The sequence below is a fragment of the Pseudomonas sp. Lb2C2 genome, assembly GCF_052112205.1.
Taxonomy (GTDB): Bacteria; Pseudomonadota; Gammaproteobacteria; order Pseudomonadales; family Pseudomonadaceae; genus Aquipseudomonas; species Aquipseudomonas kilonensis.
In genome coordinates, this window is the sequence record NZ_JAUTYW010000002.1 from 563,758 (window position 1) to 581,526 (window position 17,769).

Below are 17,769 nucleotides of genomic sequence, written 5' to 3' on the forward strand. Positions count from 1 at the left end.
TCCTGCGGGAGGGGGGTGGCACCAATAAAGGCGCTACGTTAGTGAGCAGGCGGGGGCCGCGCAAGCGGGGGCGAGGGTTATTTGTTGATTTGGCGATGAAACCCCGGTTTACGGGAGTAGCCTGCCCAAAGACTTGCCTGAAAGAAGCCCTGATGCTCAAAGTGGAGGGGGACCCAATGACTGAACAAGAGAAAACTGGCATGGAGCTACATCACAACGCAGCGCTGATCCTCATCGATCAACAAAAAGGCATCCTTCATCCCAGGCTCGGCCCTCGCAACAATCCCGAGGCAGAGCTGCGCATGCTGGAGCTACTGGCTTTATGGCGACACACGGCGCGACCGGTGATTCATGTCCACCATTTGTCCCGCTCGCCGGACTCGGTGTTCTGGCCGGGGCAGTCGGGCGTGGAGGTCCAGCCACGGTTCGAGCCGCTGGCGGGGGAATGGCTGGTGCAAAAACAGGTGCCGGATGCGTTCAGTGGCACGCGCCTGGAGGAAGACCTGCGCAGGGCGGGCGTCGGGCAACTGGTAATCGTCGGCGTGGCGACGCACAACTCGGTGGAGTCCACGGCGCGTACGGCCGGCAACCTGGGATTCGACACGTGGGTGGTCGAGGATGCCTGCTTTACCTTCGACAAGAGCGATTACTTCGGTAACGCCCGTTCGGCTGCCGAGGTGCATGCCATGTCCCTGGGCAACTTGCATGGCGAGTATGCGACGGTGGTCGATGTGAAGCGGATTCTGCAGGCGGGCTGATACATAAGCAGTGAATGTACCGGCCTCATCGCGAGCGAGCTCGCTCCCACATTGATTCTTCGGCGATCATTAAATATCGCCTCACCGCAAATCCCCTGTGGGAGCGAGCCTGCTCGCGATGACGGTCTAGCAGGCGAAAAAGTTTTTCGCCAGGACCCTCAAGCCCCGTGGCACTTCTTGAATTTCTTGCCATTGCCGCATGGGCAAGGATCGTTGCGGCCGACATCCTTCAGGGCGTTGCGCACCGGTTCCTGGTGGGCGTGGCCGCAGTTCGGACCGTGGACATGGCCGTGGTCATGATCGTGATGATGGTCGTGATCGTGGTTGCAATCAGGGCCATGGACGTGGGGTTGTTGGGTCATCGAGGTTACTCCGCAATAAAATCGGCGGCGATTATCACGCCATTGCGTTCCAGGTGCACGTAGTCGGCGATGAATAATCCGGTTTCCAGCTCACCTTCCAGACGATAGGGGATCTGTTCCCGGGGTTTTTCCAGCAACTTCACCACGTCCCGCACCTGCGGCCACAGGTTGGTGCGGATCGGCACTTTGAAATAGGCGCTGTGCCGGGGGCGCACGGTGAACCAGTGTTCATGCTCACCTTCTGTCAGCAACAGGTCGCCCAGGTGGATGCGGTAGGTCAGGCCGCGAACGGTCAGGTCGCTGTCGCCGGGGTTGTCGACGCGAAAGTGCAGCATGAACTTCTGCTCCAGCAGTCGGGCCCGCACCACCTCGACCTTGACCAGATGCACCTGTGGTTCAGGGGCTTCTTCACCTTGCCAGGACGCACAGCCGCCGAGCCCGACGAGCAGCAGCAGGCAGGTGATGCGTAGCAAGAATGATGGAGGGGTCATGTCCGTGCCTCTGGTTTACCCCCAGTCTAGCCCTCTGGGCCGATGGATGAGCGTCGGACATTTGCGAAATCAACGATTGAAGTAGCCGGCGCAGCACTTCTTGAATTTGTGCCCGCTGCCGCACGGACAGCCGTCATTGCGGCCTGTCTTGACCGGCACGGTCGGGTCGATGAAGTACCAGCGCCCAGTGTTCTGCACGAACGAGGACTGTTCACGGTGGCTATGCTCGCCCTGGCCGTCGTGCCAGCGTGCCGTGAACGTGACAAAGGCGTGTTCCGGTTGACCGCCGAACACTTCGCTGCTTTCCACGTCCAGCCCCAACCAGGTGCTGTTGGCGCTCCACTCGCTGATCGACTGGCGATCAAGGCCTTGCTGCTGGGCGGGCAGGGTGGTGGCGACCAGATAATCCACCAGGCCCAGCACATAGGCGCTATAGCGCGAGCGCATCAAGGCTTCGGCGCAGGGCGCCGGGTGACCGTCGTGGTAGTGGCCGCAGCAGGCGTCCAGTGAGTTGCCACTGCCGCAGGGGCAAATGGATGTGTGCGGGCTTGTGTTCACGGTTACCACCAATATTTTCCAAAGTTTTCCGGGTTGGCCCAAAAGCGCGAGTTGAGCCAGTCGGGGACTTGTTTGTATTCAAGCAGATCGTAGGTGAACAGGGTCAACACCTGATCTTCACGCTGGAATCGTTCGCTGGCTTGCAGGGCCAGGGAAAAAAAGTCCGTCTCTTGCCAGCCACAGGCGTTGAGGTCTGCCAGCACGGCGATGCGGCTGGCGTTGAGATTGCGAATACCACCCAACAGGTTCAGACCCTCGCGCTTGGGCAAATGCTCCAGGCAATCGAGCGCCAGGGCCAGGTCAAAACGCCGCGCCGCCACGTCCGCCGGCAGCGCGCCGGGGCCGGCGTGGATCACTTCGGTGTCGGGGTGGGCCTGCTGGAATGCTTCGAGTGCGGGAAAGTCGCTGGCACCGATCAGCAGCAGTGTTTGTGGGGCATAACGGTCAAGCACGGCCGCCAGGGCTTGCTGGGGCGTACGCGAAGAAATGGCAACGGTCATCGAAGTTCCTCAGTCAGAACCACCACGATAGCCTGCCCGGACATCGTGGCCTAGAGCGGTTTGTCCCAGAATGTGCGCAAACGTCGCAAACACGGGGCGAAAACCCGCGATTGCTCAGGCTGGCGCAGATTCGAAGACGGGTCTTTACTCCCCTGAATCGGCGCAAAGCCGATCCCTCAAGGAGAAACCCGATGAGCATAGTTCGGACAGCGTTACCCCTGGTTCTGCTAACCAGTGTGTTGACTGGTTGTGCAGGTTTGCAGAAAACCGACTGGCCGACCTGTGCGGCAGTCGGCGGTGCGATCGGTGCGGGATTAGGCGCCATAGAAAGTACTTCCTGGGCTGGCGGCGGCGCGCTGTACGTTGGCGGCATGGCGGCAGCTTATTGCTGGGTGCACGGCGATGGCGACGAAGATGGCGATGGCGTGCCGGACAGCCGCGACAAGTGCCCGGGCACACCGAAGGGCGTGCAGGTCGATGCTGACGGCTGCCCGCCACCTGTCCCAGCGCCAGTGGTTGAAGAGGCTGTGGTGGTCCAGGAAGAAACCATCGTGATCCGCGACGTGCACTTCGAGTTCAACAAAGCCACGCTGACCCCGGCCGACAAGGATGTACTGAGCACGGTCGCCACCCGGCTGAAACAGGAAACGTCCACCGCGCAACTGCGTGTCACCGGCCATACCGACAGTGTCGGCAGCGATGCCTATAACCAACGGTTGTCGGAGAAACGGGCCAACTCGGTGGTGCAATACCTGGTCGAAAACGGCGTACCGCGTGCCAGTTTTGTCTCGGTGTCCGGCGCCGGAGAGAGCCAGCCGGTGGCCGATAACAAGACCGCCGACGGCCGCGCGATGAACCGTCGCACGGAAATCAAGATAAACCGCTGAAACCCTTGCCATCCGCGGCTTGTAGAGTTGCGGATGCGGGTCTTTACTCCTGTGTGACCGGTATGGGCCGGTGACACAGGAGCCTTCACCATGAACGTTCTAATCAGGGCCGCCTTACCGGTACTGCTGGCGAGCAGTCTGTTGTCCGGTTGCGCCACTCACAGCGACGGTAGCGCACCTCTCAATCAACGCACCTGGCCAATCTGTAGCCTGATCGGCGGCTTGGTTGGCGGCGGGTTGGGGGCCATTGAAAGCAGTGGCTGGGCCGCTGGCGGCGCTGCACTGGGGCTGCTGGGCGGTGGCTTGATCTGCTATGCCCAGGATGGTGATGAAGACGACGACGGGGTGTTCGACCGCCGCGACCGTTGTCCCGATACGCCGGCCAATACCCCTGTCGAACATCACGGTTGCCCTGTGCCGCAATACCCGGCCAGCGCCCCACCCGTGGAGCCTGAAGCACCGGCTAGCGAGGTCATCACCCTCAACGACGCCGGCAAGGTACTGTTCGATTTCGACAAATCCGACCTCACCGCAGAAGCTCGAAGCCAGCTCGATGGGCTGATGGGCAAGCTCAGCCATGCCAATGTCGCCAGCATCCGGGTCGTGGGCCACACCGACAGTGTCGGCAGTGATGCCTATAACCAGGGGCTGTCTGAACGTCGGGCCAGCAGCGTCGTGGAGTATTTGCTGACCCAGGGGCTGGCCCCCGACAAGCTCACCAGCGAAGGCAAAGGCGAAAGCGAGCCGGTGGCCGACAATGAGACCGACGAAGGGCGGGCACAGAACCGTCGGGTTGAACTGCATATCCAGCGTTGAGGCTCGGGCCAGGGCTGCCGGGTCGTCAGTAAGACGATCCGGGGGCCGGGGCTCAGGTTAGATTAAATTTGCCTGGCCCTCTGGCTTATCCTGCGCGCAAGCCGTTACTGTGCGCGCAAAGAATAATTCCCGATCAGGGGGGCGTATGAAGGTGTTTTGGGGGCTGGGGCGCTTGCTGACCCTGCTGTTCTGGCTGGTGGTGCTGGTCAATCTGGTCGTGCCGTTCGTCCATCCGCTGCATCTGCTGGTCAATGTCGCCGGCGCGTTTTTGTTGGTCCTGCATGTGCTGGAACTGCTGTTGTTCAGGGCCAGTTTCCGTGGCCGCCCCGCGCCTGGCCGTGATCGCCTCAGAGTGCTGCTGTTCGGCATCTTCCACCTGAAAACCCTCCCGACCGCGCCAGAGGCTTCCCATGCGTAAATTGTGTCTGCTTGCCGCACTCGTATGCCCGTGGGCTTCAGCCCAGGTGCTTCAGGTCGAAGGCCATTCGTTGATGCGCCTGCCCAACACCACCAGCACCCTGACCCTGGAGCGCCTGGACGTGGCCGATTACGGCACGCTGCTGGTGCCTTCCAATGTCACGGAACTGACCATCGACCAATTGCACCTGGGGCGCGAGGCGCGGATCGCCATCGTGCCGGCGCAGCAGGTATTGGCCATGAAAGTGGCCCAGGCTGAGCTGGCCGAGGGCAGTCAGATCACGTCACGCGGCGCACCGGGTACCTACACCAAGGCGGCGCGGCCGGGGCGTGATCTCAACCTGCAGTTCAAGGCGTTGAATGCGCCGCTGTTGTCGGTGGATGCCCGCGGTGGTGCCGGTGCGCCGGGTTTCGTCGGCCTTGACGGTGCCAATGGCCAGGCGCCGGGCTGCACCTGGGGTTCGGCCGGTCGCGGGGCCGACGGCAGCAATGGTAGCGATGGCCAGCCGGGCGCGGCCGGTGCGCTGGTACGCCTTGAACTGCCCAACGCCTATCCTGCCGAGCAGATCAAAGTGATGGTGGATGGCGGAGCCGGTGGCGCGGCGGGTCCTGGCGGCAAGCCTGGGGCGGGGGGCAAGGCCAAGGGCTGCCTGGTCTATACCGCCGGCGGCGGCAAAAGCGGCCGTCCTGGCGCCGATGGCCAGCCAGGGCCTGCTGGAGCGGCGGGGACGGTGACGGTGCAGCGGTTCTGAAGAAAAACCTGATCTGAACCTGTGGGAGCGAGCTTGCTCGCGATAGCGGTATGTCAGTCACATAAGGCTGACTGACTCCACCGCTATCGCGAGCAAGCTCGCTCCCACAGGGTTCTATGTGATGTTCAGAACATCGGTCGCGCCGCGCCAATCGCCACCACCAGCAACCCGATCAACAGGTTGATCCCTACCAGCCTGCGAATCTTCCCCAGCACCGCCGCACCCGCCGGCCAGTCCTGCGCCGTCACGGCGTTACGCAATGTTGGCAGTTGCAGGGCCTGGATGCGGATAAACAGCGCCGTCATCACCACATACAACCCCATCATCACTTGCACATACCGCGGCGCGGTTTCGAAACCGGCGAAGCGCATATGGATCAGGCCTACACCGCTGATCGGTAAAAGCACCACCGCGACCCAGACCCAGACAAAAAAACGCTGAAACACTTCTACCCACAACTTGAGCCGGGCAGGGCCCTCAAGCGCCGTCATTGCGGCGGGGCGCAGGATCATCCAGGCGAAGAACATGCCGCCGACCCAGACCAGGGCCGCCAGTAAATGCAGGGTGTAGACGAGGGCAAAGGGTGTCATTGGGTTACTCCGTTCTGCGCAGGATTCATTAGCGGGGTATGATAGCCGCCGATCCGAACCACTGAAAATTTATCCAGCGTTTTTTGCGCCCGACCATTCATGATCAGCACCGAACTCAAAACCACGATCCAGGGCGCCTATTCGCGTTTTCTCGAAGCCAAGAGCCTCAAGCCGCGATATGGCCAGCGCCTGATGATTGCCGAAGTGGCAAAAGTCCTGGGTGACATCGACACCGACGACGAAGGCCGGCGCAGTGGCGAGCCCGCCATCGTGGCGGTGGAGGCCGGCACCGGTACCGGCAAGACCGTGGCCTACAGCCTGGCGGCGATTCCCACTGCCAAGGCCGCTGGCAAACGCCTGGTGATCGCCACGGCCACCGTCGCCCTGCAGGAGCAGATCGTCTACAAGGACCTGCCCGACCTGATGCGCAACAGCGGCCTGAACTTCACGTTCGCGCTGGCCAAGGGCCGTGGGCGCTACATGTGCCTGTCCAAGCTCGACATGTTGCTCCAGGAAGGCCATGCGCAGACCGCCACGGCCCAGTTGTTCGAAGAAGAAGGCTTCAAGATCGAAGTCGATGAGGCCAGCCAGAAGCTGTTTACCAGCATGATCGAGAAGCTGGCCGGCAATAAATGGGACGGCGACCGCGACAGCTGGTCCACGGCCCTGGAAGACGCCGACTGGTCCCGCCTGACGACCGACCATAGCCAGTGCACCAACCGCCATTGCCCGAACTTCGGCCAGTGCGCCTTCTACAAGGCCCGCGAAGGCATGGGCAAGGTCGACGTCATCGTCACCAACCACGACATGGTCCTGGCTGACCTTGCCCTGGGCGGCGGTGCGGTGCTGCCGGACCCGCGCGACACAATCTACGTATTCGACGAAGGCCATCACCTGCCGGACAAGGCCATCGGCCATTTCGCCCATTACACCCGGCTGCGTTCCACCGCCGACTGGCTGGAAACCACCGCCAAGAACCTCACCAAACTGTTGGCCCAGCATCCATTGCCGGGTGACCTGGGCAAGTTCATCGAGCAAGTGCCGGAGCTGGCGCGGGAAATCAAGACGAACCAGCAGTTCATGTTCACCGCTTGCGAGCAAGTGGCCGACTTCAAGCCCGGCGAAGACGTCGAGGGCCGCGAGCGGCCGCGCCACCGGTTTGTCGGCGGGGTAATCCCCGAGCACATGCGCGAAATGGGCATCGAGCTCAAGAAAGGTTTCGCACGCCTGACCGACCTGTTCACGCGCCTGACCGACCTGCTCAAGGAAGGCATGGATGGCGAGGTCAACATCGGAATCGCCAGCAACCAGGCCGAGGAGTGGTATCCGCTGTTTGGCAGCCTGTTGTCCCGCTCACAAGGCAATTGGGAACTGTGGACCGCCTTCACCGCCGAAGACCCGGAAGACAACCCGCCAATGGCGCGATGGCTGACCCTGGCCGAAAGCGGTTCGCTGTTCGATATCGAGGTCAATGCCAGCCCGATCCTGGCGGCGGAAATGCTGCGTCGCAACCTGTGGAACGTGGCCTACGGCGCGCTGGTAACCTCCGCCACGCTGACCGCCCTGGGCACGTTCGACCGTTTCCGCATGCGCGCCGGCCTCCCGAAGAAAGCCGTGACCGCCGTGGTCCCGAGCCCCTTCCATCACGCCGATGCTGGCGTGCTGCGGGTGCCGGACCTCAAGGCCGACCCGCGGGATGCCGCCGCCCACACGGCGGCGATCATCCGCGACCTGCCAGAACTGGTGGAAGGCTCACGGGGCACCCTGGTGCTGTTTTCCTCGCGTAAGCAGATGCAGGACGTGTTCGACGGTCTCGACCGTGACTGGCGCAAGCAGGTGTTCATCCAGGGCAACCTGTCGAAGCAGGAAACCCTGAACAAGCACAAGGCACGGGTCGATGGCGGCGATTCCAGCGTGCTGTTCGGCCTGGCGAGTTTTGCCGAAGGCGTGGACTTGCCGGGTGCCTATTGCGAGCACGTGGTGATCGCCAAGATCCCGTTCTCGGTCCCCGATGACCCGGTGGAAGCCGCGCTGGCCGAGTGGATCGAAGCCCGAGGCGGCAACCCGTTCATGGAAATCTCCGTACCGGACGCTTCGCTGAAGCTGGTCCAGGCGTGTGGCCGCTTGCTGCGCACCGAAGAAGACCGCGGCACCATCACCTTGCTCGACCGCAGGCTGGTAACCCAGCGCTATGGCAAGGCGATCCTCAACGCGCTGCCGCCGTTTCGGCGCGAGATTTCCTGAGGCTGCTGCAACTTCACGGTGAGGCAAATGTATTTGTGGGAGCAAGGCTTGCCCGCGATGAAGGTACCTCGGTCTCAGAAAGACCTCACAGACCTCATCGCGGGCAAGCCTTGCTCCCACAGATTCTTCTTGCCACGGGGGCATGCTTAGCCAGCCGTCTTGCGGCGGTTCCCAAAAACCTGAATGGCTGAAACAATGCCAGCCACCTTAAAAGTGTTTGTTTCAAGGGAGTTACGGGTGCAGATTCAAGGCCATTATGAACTTCAGTTCGAGGCGGTGCGTGAAGCGTTCGCGGCACTGTTCGATAATCCCCAGGAGCGCGGCGCGGCGTTGTGCATCCAGGTGGGTGGTCGCACGGTGATCGATCTGTGGGCCGGTACCGCCGACAAGGATGGCCATGAAGCCTGGCACAGCGACACCATCGCCAACCTGTTTTCCTGCACCAAGACCTTCACCGCCGTCACCGCCCTGCAACTGGTGGCCGAAGGCAAGTTGCAGCTGGATGCCCCGGTAGCCCGCTATTGGCCCGAGTTTGCCGCCGCCGGCAAGCAATCCATCACCTTGCGCCAATTGCTCTGCCATCAGGCCGGGCTCCCGGCATTGCATGATTTATTGCCGCCCGAAGCGCTTTATGACTGGCAAGCCATGGTCGATGCCCTGGCCGCCGAAGCCCCTTGGTGGACGCCGGGCGAGGGCCACGGTTATGCCGCGATCACCTATGGCTGGCTGATCGGCGAGCTGCTGCGCAGGGCCGATGGGCGTGGCCCGGGGGAGTCCATCGTGGCCCGTGTGGCCAAGCCGTTGGACCTGGATTTTCACGTTGGCCTGGCCGACGAGGAGTTTCATCGCGTGGCCCATATCGCCCGTGGCAAAGGCAACGTCGGCGATGCCGCGGCCCAACGCCTGCTGCAGGTGACGATGCGCGAACCCACGGCCATGACCACCCGGGCCTTTACCAATCCGCCGTCGATCATGACCAGTACCAACAAGCCGGAATGGCGGCGCATGCAGCAACCGGCGGCCAACGGCCACGGTAACGCCCGCAGCCTGGCCGGGTTCTATGCGGGGCTGCTGGACGGCAGCCTGCTGGAAGGTGAAATGCTCGACGAACTGACTCGCCAGCACAGCTTCGGCGAGGACAAGACGTTGTTGACCCAGACCCGTTTCGGCCTGGGTTGCATGCTCGACCAGCCGGATGTGCCGAATGCGACCTACGGCCTCGGCCCACGGGCGTTCGGTCATCCGGGGGCCGGGGGCTCCATGGGGTTTGCCGACCCGGAACATGATGTGGCTTTTGGCTTCGTGACCAACACGCTCGGGCCTTACGTATTGATGGACCCGCGCGCGCAGAACCTTGCGAGGGTACTTGCCACTTGTCTATAAAACGCCATTGAAGGCGGCGGGCACCGGAACCTCGTTGCCTTTTCAGTTTCCAAGCGTCTGTTTATGCGGCCAAAACATGGCCTTTGTTTTTCCATTTACATCATTTTGTGGATATCCAATGTCATCGAATAAAACCCTCGCTCTGGCGCTGTGCTTCGCTATCACCGGTTGCGCACAAACCCCACAAAATGATGCCGAGGGCGGCGGTAGCTGGTGGTCGTTCGGCTCTTCCGACAAGGTCGTGACCAAGGAAACGGCGCCAGCGGCACCTCTGAAACCGGCCGCCGTCGCACCGCAAGCCAAGGCTGAGAGCGCCACCCACTGGTGGTGGCCGTTTTCTTCCGATGATGCTGCCGACGTTGCGAAGAAAGATGACGTCAAACCCCAGGACAAGCCTGAAGCCAAGGCTCCGGCCGTTGCCAAGGCCGAAGCCGAAAGCAACGGCAAGTGGTGGTGGCCGTTTGGCGGCAAGGATCAGGAAACCGCCAAGGCGGTGCCGATGCCCGATCCTAAAGTCACCCAGGCCTGGCTCGACGACTACGAGCCGAAGCTGCGCACCGCCATCCAGGACAGCAAGCTCCAACTCGAGCGCCGCGACAACGTGTTGGTGGTCACCGCGCCGGTGGACGGCTCCTTCAACCCGGACCGCCCGGCCATGCTGCTGCCGGTGACCCTCGGCCCGTTCACCCGTGTGGCGAAGATCCTTGAAGCCGACCCGAAGACCGCCGTGCTGATCCTCGGCCACGCCGACACCTCGGGCGCCGCACCCGCGAACCTGAAACTCAGCCAGGAGCGTGCCCAGTCCGTGGCGGCGATTTTCCGTCTCAGCGGCCTGCAACGTGATCGCCTGATGCTGCGCGGCATGGGCGCAGTGGCACCACGTGCGGCCAACGACAGTGTGGAAGGTCGTGCTTTGAACCGTCGTGTGGAACTGCTGGTCACGCCGGCCAACACCATGGTTGCGCTGCTGAGCAAATACAACATGCCGGCACCTGCGCCAGTGACGCTGGTGGCGGCCCAGGACGTGAAACCCGCAGCCCCGGCTCCAGCGCCTGCGGCTAAAAAAGCCGTGACCCCGACCAGCAAAAAAGCACCGGCCAAAAAAGCCGTGGCCAAGGCGCCTGCCAAGAAAGCCCCCGCCAAGGCCACTACTGCGGCGAAGAAAACCCAACCGGCCAAAGCCGCCACGGATACCAAGAAAGTCGCGGCCGCCGATACCCCCAAGCAGTGATGGGCTAACCACAAGGAATGCGCCATGACCCAACCGCTGGCTGATATGCGCCGCGACTACACCCGTGATGGCTTGACCGAGGCACAAGCCCCGGCCGAGCCGTTTGCACTGTTCCACCAATGGTTCGCCGACGCGGTGAAAACCGAGCAGGCGCCGGTGGAGGCCAACGCCATGACCCTGGCGACGGTGGATGCAGAAGGGCGCCCGCACTGCCGGATCCTGCTGCTCAAGGGGCTGGATGCCCTGGGCTTCACGTTCTTCACCAACTACGACAGCGCCAAGGGCCAGCAACTGGCCGCGAACCCATTCGCGGCCATGACGTTTTTCTGGCCAGCCCTCGAGCGCCAGGTGCGGATCGAGGGCAAAGTGGTGAAGGTCACGGCGCAGGAGTCGGACGCCTATTACCAGGTTCGCCCGCTGGGTAGCCGTCTCGGCGCCTGGGCCTCACCCCAGAGCCGAGTGATTTCGGGGCGCGCTGAGCTGGACGACTTGCTCAAGGCCACCGAACAACGCTTCAGCGACAGCCAACCGCACTGCCCGGAGCATTGGGGCGGTTATCGTTTGCTGCCCGAGCGCATCGAGTTCTGGCAGGGCCGTCCGAGCCGCCTGCACGATCGCCTCAACTACCGCCTGCAAGGGGCGAACTGGACGCGCGAGCGTCTGGCGCCTTAACTTCGGGGTAACCTGCCGCAGCGGTTTTAAGCCATTGCGGCAAGTCCCGGCGCTTGACCCCTTGCTCCCGGGCGCGGGCCAATTGTTGCAGCATGTAGGTCTTTTTCTGCTCATCCTGCCCCGCCAGGGACAGCGCCAGGTCGCGGTCCATCCAGCGTTTGATTCGTACGTACAGCCACCAGTGGAAGTACAAACCGGCCACGGTGACCGCGACGATGATGAAATAATCCATGAAAAATCCCCGGGTTGATGACGCAGGTTTCGGAAATTGGCGCTACTGTTTGGTGAATTTTTCGGGTGCGCCTGTATCCCACCTGAATGAAAACAATTTTATCCCGGCGAGGCCGTGACAGGCGTCAAGCTGCGGAGTTTAATGAATCCCTGTCTTTTGGAGTTGATGCTATGCGTAAGTCTGTTTTGCTGGTTGCTTCCTTTTCCACGATGGCGATGTTGCTCACTGGCTGTCAGTCGAGCCTGACCGGTGACTCCTACTCCCGTGACGAAGCGCGTCGCGTGCAGACGATTCGCATGGGGACCATCGAATCCTTGCGTCCGGTCAAGATCGAAGGCACCAAGACCCCGATCGGCGGTGCGGCCGGTGCCGTGGTCGGTGGTGTTGGCGGCAGCGCCATTGGCGGTGGCCGTGGCAGCATTGTCGCCGCAGTGATTGGCGCGGTAGCTGGTGGCCTGATTGGTTCTGCTACTGAAGAAGGTCTGACCCGTACCCAGGGTGTGGAAATCACCGTGCGTGAAGATGACGGTAGCATGCGTGCCTATGTGCAGCAGGTTCAGGAGAACGAGGTGTTCCGTGTGGGTGAGCGGGTTCGTATTTCCACTGTGGATGGTACGAGTCGCGTATCGCACTAAGCTTGGTTAGGTAAGAGAAAAAACGGCGCTTGTTCCTGAACGGGAAGGCGTCGTTTTTTTATGGCTTCGTTTCGGGTGACGGCGTGTATATCCGTTTCTTTGGTAACGGCTACTTAGGGTTCCGCCCTTACGGCGGCTCACTTTTGAGAAGCGCAAAAGTAAGCAAAACGCTATATGCCCCACCACTCGGTGCCTCGCCTAGGCTCGGCATGCCTGAACGAAGGCATTGCTCCGTGGGCCGCCGCGAAGGGCCATCCATGGCCCAGCGCGGCTAACCCGGCATCCATGCCGGGTTGCCCACTGCGCAATGCCTTCGTTCAGCCAGCGTGGTTAACGGGGCGCCCCAGATCAAAAACAGAACCGAGGCGGCCTAATAGCCGACCTGGTTCTGGGTGGGACCGCGTTTCTCCTGTGGGAGCGGGCTGTGTTGGATATGAATTTTGTGTCCGCTGAAGATTGAATGTGGGAGCGAGCCTGCTCGCGATAGCGGTGGTTCAGTTATATGGATTTTGGATTTGCCGGCCCCTTCGCGAGCAGGCTCGCTCCCACAGGAGAAACGCGGTCCCACTAGGAACCAGGTCGGCTACTAGGCCGCCTCGCGGTGGACGTTGATCTCGACGCCCCGTTAACCACGATGGCCGAACGCAGGCATTGTGGAGTGGGCATCCCGGCATGGATGCAGGGATAGCCGCGCTGGGCCATGGATGGCCCTTCGCGGCGGGCCCACGGAGCAATGCCGGAGTGAGGGCATGCCGAGCCTAAGCGAGGCACCGAGTGGTGGGGCAGAAGCGCTTTGGTTACTTTCGCGCTTTTCGAAAGTGACCCGCCGTCAGGGCGGAACCTTAAGTAGCCGTTACCGCAGAAACGGATATACACACCATTCCTTAACCTCCCACGGCTCTCAAGACGCTAACGCAGAAGCAAGGATCAGCTTGGCAATGCAGGCTGCTTGCGACTGGCCGCCGCCGTCACCGCATAACCGAGCAACGCCGCCAGGATCGAACCCGTGAGAATCCCCATCCGGTCCATGCCGGCGTAGTCACTCACACCCGGCTCAAACGCGAGGGACCCAACGAACAGGCTCATGGTGAACCCGATACCGCACAAGATCGCCACACCCAATACCTGGCCCCAGTTGGCGCCAAGGGGCAGGCTGGCGATGCCGATCTTCACGGCCAGCCAGGTCAGGCCGAAGACGCCGACGGTCTTGCCCAGCAGCAGGCCAATGGCGATGCCCATCGGCACGTCATGGGTGAAACTCTCGACAGTGATGCCACTCAGGGACAGGCCGGCATTGGCGAAGGCGAACAGCGGCAGGATGCCATAGGCCACCCAGGGATGCAGGGCATGCTCCAGGGTCAGCAGCGGCGAAGTCTCGGCGTTTTTCGTGCGCAGCGGGATGCAGAACGCCAGGGTCACGCCGGCCAGCGTGGCATGGACACCGCTCTTGAGTACGCAGACCCAGAGGATCAGGCCAATGACCATATAGGGCCCGAGCTTGACCACGCCCATCCGGTTCATCGCCACCAGCGCAGCGATGCAGGCGGCTGCCAGCATAAGCGACAGGGTCGACAGGGCGCCGGAGTAAAAGATCGCGATGATGATAATGGCGCCCAGGTCGTCGATGATCGCCAGGGTCATCAGGAACAGCTTGAGCGACACCGGCACCCGTTTGCCGAGCAAGGCCAGCACGCCGAGGGCGAATGCAATGTCGGTGGCCGTCGGAATCGCCCAGCCAGCGAGGGCGGCCGGATTGTCGCGGTTGAGGAACCAGTAGATCAGGGCCGGCACCACCATGCCGCCGATCGCTGCTGCGCCCGGCAAGACGATTTGCGAGGGTTTCGACAGTTGCCCATCGAGGACCTCACGCTTGACCTCGAGGCCGATGAGCAGGAAGAACATCGCCATCAGGCCGTCGTTGATCCACAGCAACAAGGGTTTGGCGATCTTCAACGCGCCGACCTGGGCGACCACCGGCGTGTCCAGCAGGCCGTTGTACAGCCAGGAAAGAGGCGAGTTATTGATGGCCAGGGCCAACACGGCGGCGGCGATCAGCAGCAGGCCGCTGGCAGCCTCCAGTTGGAAAAAACGTGTCAGAGAATTGCGTAGAGCCACGATCGCTCTCCATTCATTGAATCAAAAAGATGGCACACCCTAACCCGTACTGTTAGTTGTTAAAACAAAAGTTATATTCTTTTTTGTTATATGTCGTTACAACGCCAGCGCCACGCAGTCGGGCAGTTATGGGCCATATTGGACCTTAGCTGTACCTGTGCGTGATGTAGGTTTTTTCCTAAGCTTGCGACTGGTTTTTCCGAGACCAAGTTGCGCCTGCATGACCACCAGGTTTCCCAGCGTCGAATCGAGCCAGTGAGAAAACACCATGAACGACCACCGTCAGTGGGCGCGCGAAGCGATCCGCATCATCGAGGCTGACTTCCAGCGCAGCGCCGATACCCACCTGATTCCGCTGCCGTTGCCTGGCCTGCCGGGCATCGAACTGTATTTCAAGGATGAATCCAGCCATCCCACCGGCAGCCTCAAGCATCGGCTGGCGCGTTCGCTGTTTCTCTATGCGTTGTGTAATGGCTGGCTCAAGCCCGGTGCGCCGGTGATCGAGGCCTCCAGCGGCTCGACAGCGATTTCCGAGGCCTACTTCGCCAGGTTGCTGGGCCTGCCGTTCATTGCGGTGATGCCGGCGACCACCTCCCGGGAGAAAATCGCACAGATCGCTTTCTATGGCGGCCAGAGCCACCTGGTGGACGATCCTACGCAGATCTACGCCGAATCCGAGCGCCTGGCCCGCGAGCATGACGGGCATTTCATCGACCAATTCACCTACGCCGAGCGCGCCACGGACTGGCGGGCTAATAACAACATTGCCGAATCGATCTTCCAGCAGATGCGTTTCGAGCAGCATCCAGAGCCCACTTGGCTGATTTCCAGTCCCGGCACCGGCGGCACCACCGCCACCCTGGGGCGCTATGTGCGTTATCGCCAGCACGGCACCCGCGTGCTGTGTGCCGACGCCGAGCGTTCAGTGTTCTTCGACTACTACCGCAGCGGCGATGCCAGCCTGCGCCTGGATTGCGGTTCTCGCATCGAGGGGATCGGCCGGCCCCGGGTCGAAGCGTCGTTCTTGCCGAAAGTCATCGATGCGATGGTCAAGGTCCCGGACGCCTTGTCGCTGGCGGCCATGCATTACCTGGCCCAGCGCTTGGGACGACGGGTTGGCGGGTCCAGCGGCACCAACCTGATCGGCGCCCTCATGGCGGCCCGGCAGATGGTGGATGCGGGTGAGTCGGGGTCGATCGTGGCGATTTTGTGCGACGGTGGCGAGCGCTACGCCACGACCTATTACGACCCGGCGTGGCTCAAGGCCCAGGGGTATGAGTTGAGCGGATTGATGGACGTCGTGGCGGCCAGTGTGGAGCGGGGCGAGGCGCTGCCGGAGAGTGTGTTGCGGGCCAATATCTGAATCACTGAGTTCCCTTGTGGGAGCGAGCTTGCTCGCGATAGCGGTGGATCAGTCGACATCGGTGTTCAATGCCAGGCCGCCATCGCGAGCAAGCTCGCTCCCACAGGGTCATGCTGTCTACTTAGGCTGAGTCATTGGCCCTTCAGGCCTCGAGGCCGAGGATATCCCGAGCCACCGCCTCGGCAATCCGGATTCCGTCCACGCCCGCCGACAGGATTCCGCCGGCATAACCGGCACCTTCACCGGCCGGGAACAGGCCCTTGACGTTCAGGCTCTGCAGCGATTCGTTGCGGGTAATGCGCAGGGGCGATGAGGTGCGGGTTTCGATGCCGGTCAGCACGGCGTCGTGCAGCGAGTAACCGCGAATCTGTTTCTCGAACGCCGGCAGGGCTTCGCGGATGGCTTCGATGGCGAAGTCCGGCAGGGCCAAGGCCAGGTCGCCCAGCGACACCCCTGGCTTGTAGGAAGGTTCGACGCTGCCCAGTGCCGTAGACGGCTTGCCGGCGATGAAATCACCCACCAGTTGCGCCGGGGCCTCGTAGTTACTGCCACCGAGTATGTACGCGTGGGATTCCAGGCGCTCTTGCAGCTCGATCCCGGCCAGCGGGCCACCCGGATAATCCACTTCCGGGGTAATGCCGACGACAATGCCGGAGTTGGCGTTGCGCTCGTTGCGCGAATACTGGCTCATGCCGTTGGTCACGACACGGTTCGGCTCGGACGTCGCGGCCACCACGGTGCCGCCCGGGCACATGCAGAAGCTGTACACCGAACGACCATTCTTGGCGTGGTGCACCAGTTTGTAGTCGGCAGCGCCGAGTTTCGGGTGGCCGGCGTACTTGCCCAGGCGTGCGCTGTCGATCAGCGATTGCGGGTGTTCGATACGGAAGCCCACCGAGAACGGCTTGGCTTCCATGTACACGCCGCGGCTGTGGAGCATGCGGAAGGTGTCCCGGGCGCTGTGGCCCAGGGCCAGGATCACATGTTTCGAATGAATCCGTTCGCCGCTGGCCAGTTCGACGCCGACCAGTTGGCCGTCCTCGATCAGCACATCGGTGACCCGCTGCTGGAAGCGCACTTCGCCACCCAGGGCGCGAATCTGCTCACGCATGGTTTCCACCACACCGGTCAGACGGAACGTGCCAATGTGCGGCTTGCTGACGTAGAGGATTTCTTCCGGCGCCCCGGCCTTGACGAATTCGTGCAAAACCTTGCGGCCAAGGAATTTCGGATCCTTGATCTGGCTGTAGAGCTTGCCGTCGGAAAACGTCCCGGCGCCGCCTTCACCAAATTGCACGTTGGATTCGGGGTTGAGCACGCTTTTACGCCACAGGCCCCAGGTGTCCTTGGTGCGCTGGCGCACTTCCGGGCCACGCTCGAGGATGATCGGCTTGAAGCCCATCTGTGCCAGCAGCAGGGCGGCGAAGATCCCGCACGGGCCGAAGCCGACCACGATCGGCCGCTCGCTCAGGTCAGCCGGTGCCTGGCCCACCACTTTGTAGCTGACATCCGGCGCCTCGTTGACGTTACGGTCATCGGCGAACTTGCGCAGCAGGCTGGCTTCGTCGCGCACCGTCAGGTCGATGGTGTAGATGAAGCACAGTTCGGAGGATTTCTTGCGCGCATCGTAGCTGCGCTTGAACAAGGTGAAGTCGAGCAGGTCATCGCTGGCGATGCCCAGGCGCTGCACGATGGCAGGGCGCAGGTCTTCTTCGGGGTGGTCGATCGGCAGCTTGAGTTCGGTGATTCGTAACATGGTGGGA

19 protein-coding genes are annotated in these 17,769 nt (G+C 62.1%); 11 read left to right on the forward strand and 8 right to left on the reverse strand.

Annotated features, from left to right (window positions below):
- Nucleotides 1-200: 200 nt before the first annotated feature.
- The gene (locus Q7F16_RS06845; RefSeq protein WP_046065452.1) at nucleotides 201-758 is read left to right on the forward strand and encodes a cysteine hydrolase family protein; all 558 of its coding nucleotides are present in this window, start codon (nucleotides 201-203) and stop codon (nucleotides 756-758) included.
- Nucleotides 759-916: 158 nt separating this feature from the next.
- Here Q7F16_RS06845 and Q7F16_RS06850 read toward each other — a convergent pair whose 3' ends face one another.
- From Q7F16_RS06850 to Q7F16_RS06865, 4 genes are all read right to left on the reverse strand, one after another.
- Nucleotides 917-1,120, reverse strand: a complete 204-nt coding sequence (locus Q7F16_RS06850; RefSeq protein ID WP_003198420.1) for an SEC-C metal-binding domain-containing protein — start codon at nucleotides 1,118-1,120, stop codon at nucleotides 917-919.
- Nucleotides 1,121-1,125: 5 nt separating this feature from the next.
- Nucleotides 1,126-1,611: an LEA type 2 family protein gene (locus tag Q7F16_RS06855; RefSeq protein ID WP_409555875.1), complete on the reverse strand. Its 486-nt coding sequence runs from the start codon at nucleotides 1,609-1,611 to the stop codon at nucleotides 1,126-1,128.
- Between the two features lie 69 nt (nucleotides 1,612-1,680).
- A complete protein-coding gene (locus Q7F16_RS06860; RefSeq protein ID WP_409555874.1) occupies nucleotides 1,681-2,169 on the reverse strand; it encodes a YchJ family protein in 489 nt (162 codons plus the stop codon).
- Between the two features lie 2 nt (nucleotides 2,170-2,171).
- Nucleotides 2,172-2,669: a DUF6231 family protein gene (locus Q7F16_RS06865; protein WP_014336870.1), complete on the reverse strand. Its 498-nt coding sequence runs from the start codon at nucleotides 2,667-2,669 to the stop codon at nucleotides 2,172-2,174.
- A 191-nt stretch (nucleotides 2,670-2,860) separates the two neighbouring features.
- Here Q7F16_RS06865 and Q7F16_RS06870 point away from each other — a divergent pair, with 191 nt between their 5' ends.
- From Q7F16_RS06870 to Q7F16_RS06885, 4 genes are all read left to right on the forward strand, one after another.
- Nucleotides 2,861-3,556 (forward strand): OmpA family protein, encoded by a 696-nt coding sequence (locus tag Q7F16_RS06870; protein ID WP_046065446.1) that lies wholly within the window; start codon nucleotides 2,861-2,863, stop codon nucleotides 3,554-3,556.
- A gap of 90 nt (nucleotides 3,557-3,646) precedes the next feature.
- A complete protein-coding gene (locus Q7F16_RS06875; RefSeq protein ID WP_003198431.1) occupies nucleotides 3,647-4,372 on the forward strand; it encodes an OmpA family protein in 726 nt (241 codons plus the stop codon).
- Nucleotides 4,373-4,517: 145 nt separating this feature from the next.
- The gene (locus tag Q7F16_RS06880; protein ID WP_046065445.1) at nucleotides 4,518-4,790 is read left to right on the forward strand and encodes a DUF1145 domain-containing protein; all 273 of its coding nucleotides are present in this window, start codon (nucleotides 4,518-4,520) and stop codon (nucleotides 4,788-4,790) included.
- Entirely contained in the window at nucleotides 4,783-5,541 is a 759-nt protein-coding gene (locus Q7F16_RS06885; RefSeq protein WP_409555873.1) for a collagen-like protein, read from the forward strand. Before Q7F16_RS06880 ends, Q7F16_RS06885 begins: the two co-directional genes overlap by 8 nt.
- 125 nt (nucleotides 5,542-5,666) lie before the next feature.
- Here the strand turns inward: Q7F16_RS06885 and Q7F16_RS06890 are convergent, their stop codons facing one another.
- On the reverse strand, nucleotides 5,667-6,131 hold the full coding sequence (locus Q7F16_RS06890) for a CopD family protein (protein ID WP_014336875.1): 465 nt from the start codon (nucleotides 6,129-6,131) through the stop codon (nucleotides 5,667-5,669).
- A gap of 99 nt (nucleotides 6,132-6,230) precedes the next feature.
- Here Q7F16_RS06890 and dinG point away from each other — a divergent pair, with 99 nt between their 5' ends.
- The 4 genes from dinG (at nucleotide 6,231) to pdxH (ending at nucleotide 11,661) form a co-directional block, all read left to right on the forward strand.
- Entirely contained in the window at nucleotides 6,231-8,375 is a 2,145-nt protein-coding gene (dinG, locus tag Q7F16_RS06895) for an ATP-dependent DNA helicase DinG (protein WP_003198440.1), read from the forward strand.
- A 237-nt stretch (nucleotides 8,376-8,612) separates the two neighbouring features.
- The gene (locus Q7F16_RS06900) at nucleotides 8,613-9,758 is read left to right on the forward strand and encodes a serine hydrolase domain-containing protein (protein ID WP_409555872.1); all 1,146 of its coding nucleotides are present in this window, start codon (nucleotides 8,613-8,615) and stop codon (nucleotides 9,756-9,758) included.
- Between the two features lie 118 nt (nucleotides 9,759-9,876).
- Entirely contained in the window at nucleotides 9,877-10,989 is a 1,113-nt protein-coding gene (locus tag Q7F16_RS06905; protein WP_409555871.1) for an OmpA family protein, read from the forward strand.
- Nucleotides 10,990-11,013: 24 nt separating this feature from the next.
- Entirely contained in the window at nucleotides 11,014-11,661 is a 648-nt protein-coding gene (gene pdxH, locus Q7F16_RS06910) for a pyridoxamine 5'-phosphate oxidase (RefSeq protein WP_003198446.1), read from the forward strand.
- On the opposite strand, the gene Q7F16_RS06915 is transcribed toward pdxH, so the two are convergent.
- Nucleotides 11,609-11,893, reverse strand: coding sequence for a hypothetical protein (locus tag Q7F16_RS06915; RefSeq protein WP_046065440.1), 285 nt, complete (start codon nucleotides 11,891-11,893; stop codon nucleotides 11,609-11,611). The two genes, pdxH and Q7F16_RS06915, sit on opposite strands and share 53 nt — an antisense overlap.
- A 170-nt stretch (nucleotides 11,894-12,063) precedes the next feature.
- On the opposite strand from Q7F16_RS06915, the gene Q7F16_RS06920 reads away from it, so the two are divergent.
- Entirely contained in the window at nucleotides 12,064-12,528 is a 465-nt protein-coding gene (locus tag Q7F16_RS06920) for a glycine zipper 2TM domain-containing protein (protein ID WP_003184697.1), read from the forward strand.
- Between the two features lie 927 nt (nucleotides 12,529-13,455).
- On the opposite strand, the gene nhaA is transcribed toward Q7F16_RS06920, so the two are convergent.
- On the reverse strand, nucleotides 13,456-14,643 hold the full coding sequence (gene nhaA / locus Q7F16_RS06925) for a Na+/H+ antiporter NhaA (RefSeq protein ID WP_079303669.1): 1,188 nt from the start codon (nucleotides 14,641-14,643) through the stop codon (nucleotides 13,456-13,458).
- A gap of 268 nt (nucleotides 14,644-14,911) precedes the next feature.
- On the opposite strand from nhaA, the gene Q7F16_RS06930 reads away from it, so the two are divergent.
- Entirely contained in the window at nucleotides 14,912-16,006 is a 1,095-nt protein-coding gene (locus tag Q7F16_RS06930; RefSeq protein ID WP_014336880.1) for a PLP-dependent cysteine synthase family protein, read from the forward strand.
- Nucleotides 16,007-16,148: 142 nt separating this feature from the next.
- Here Q7F16_RS06930 and Q7F16_RS06935 read toward each other — a convergent pair whose 3' ends face one another.
- The gene (locus Q7F16_RS06935; protein WP_046065438.1) at nucleotides 16,149-17,762 is read right to left on the reverse strand and encodes an NAD(P)/FAD-dependent oxidoreductase; all 1,614 of its coding nucleotides are present in this window, start codon (nucleotides 17,760-17,762) and stop codon (nucleotides 16,149-16,151) included.
- Between the last annotated feature and the right edge of the window lie 7 nt (nucleotides 17,763-17,769).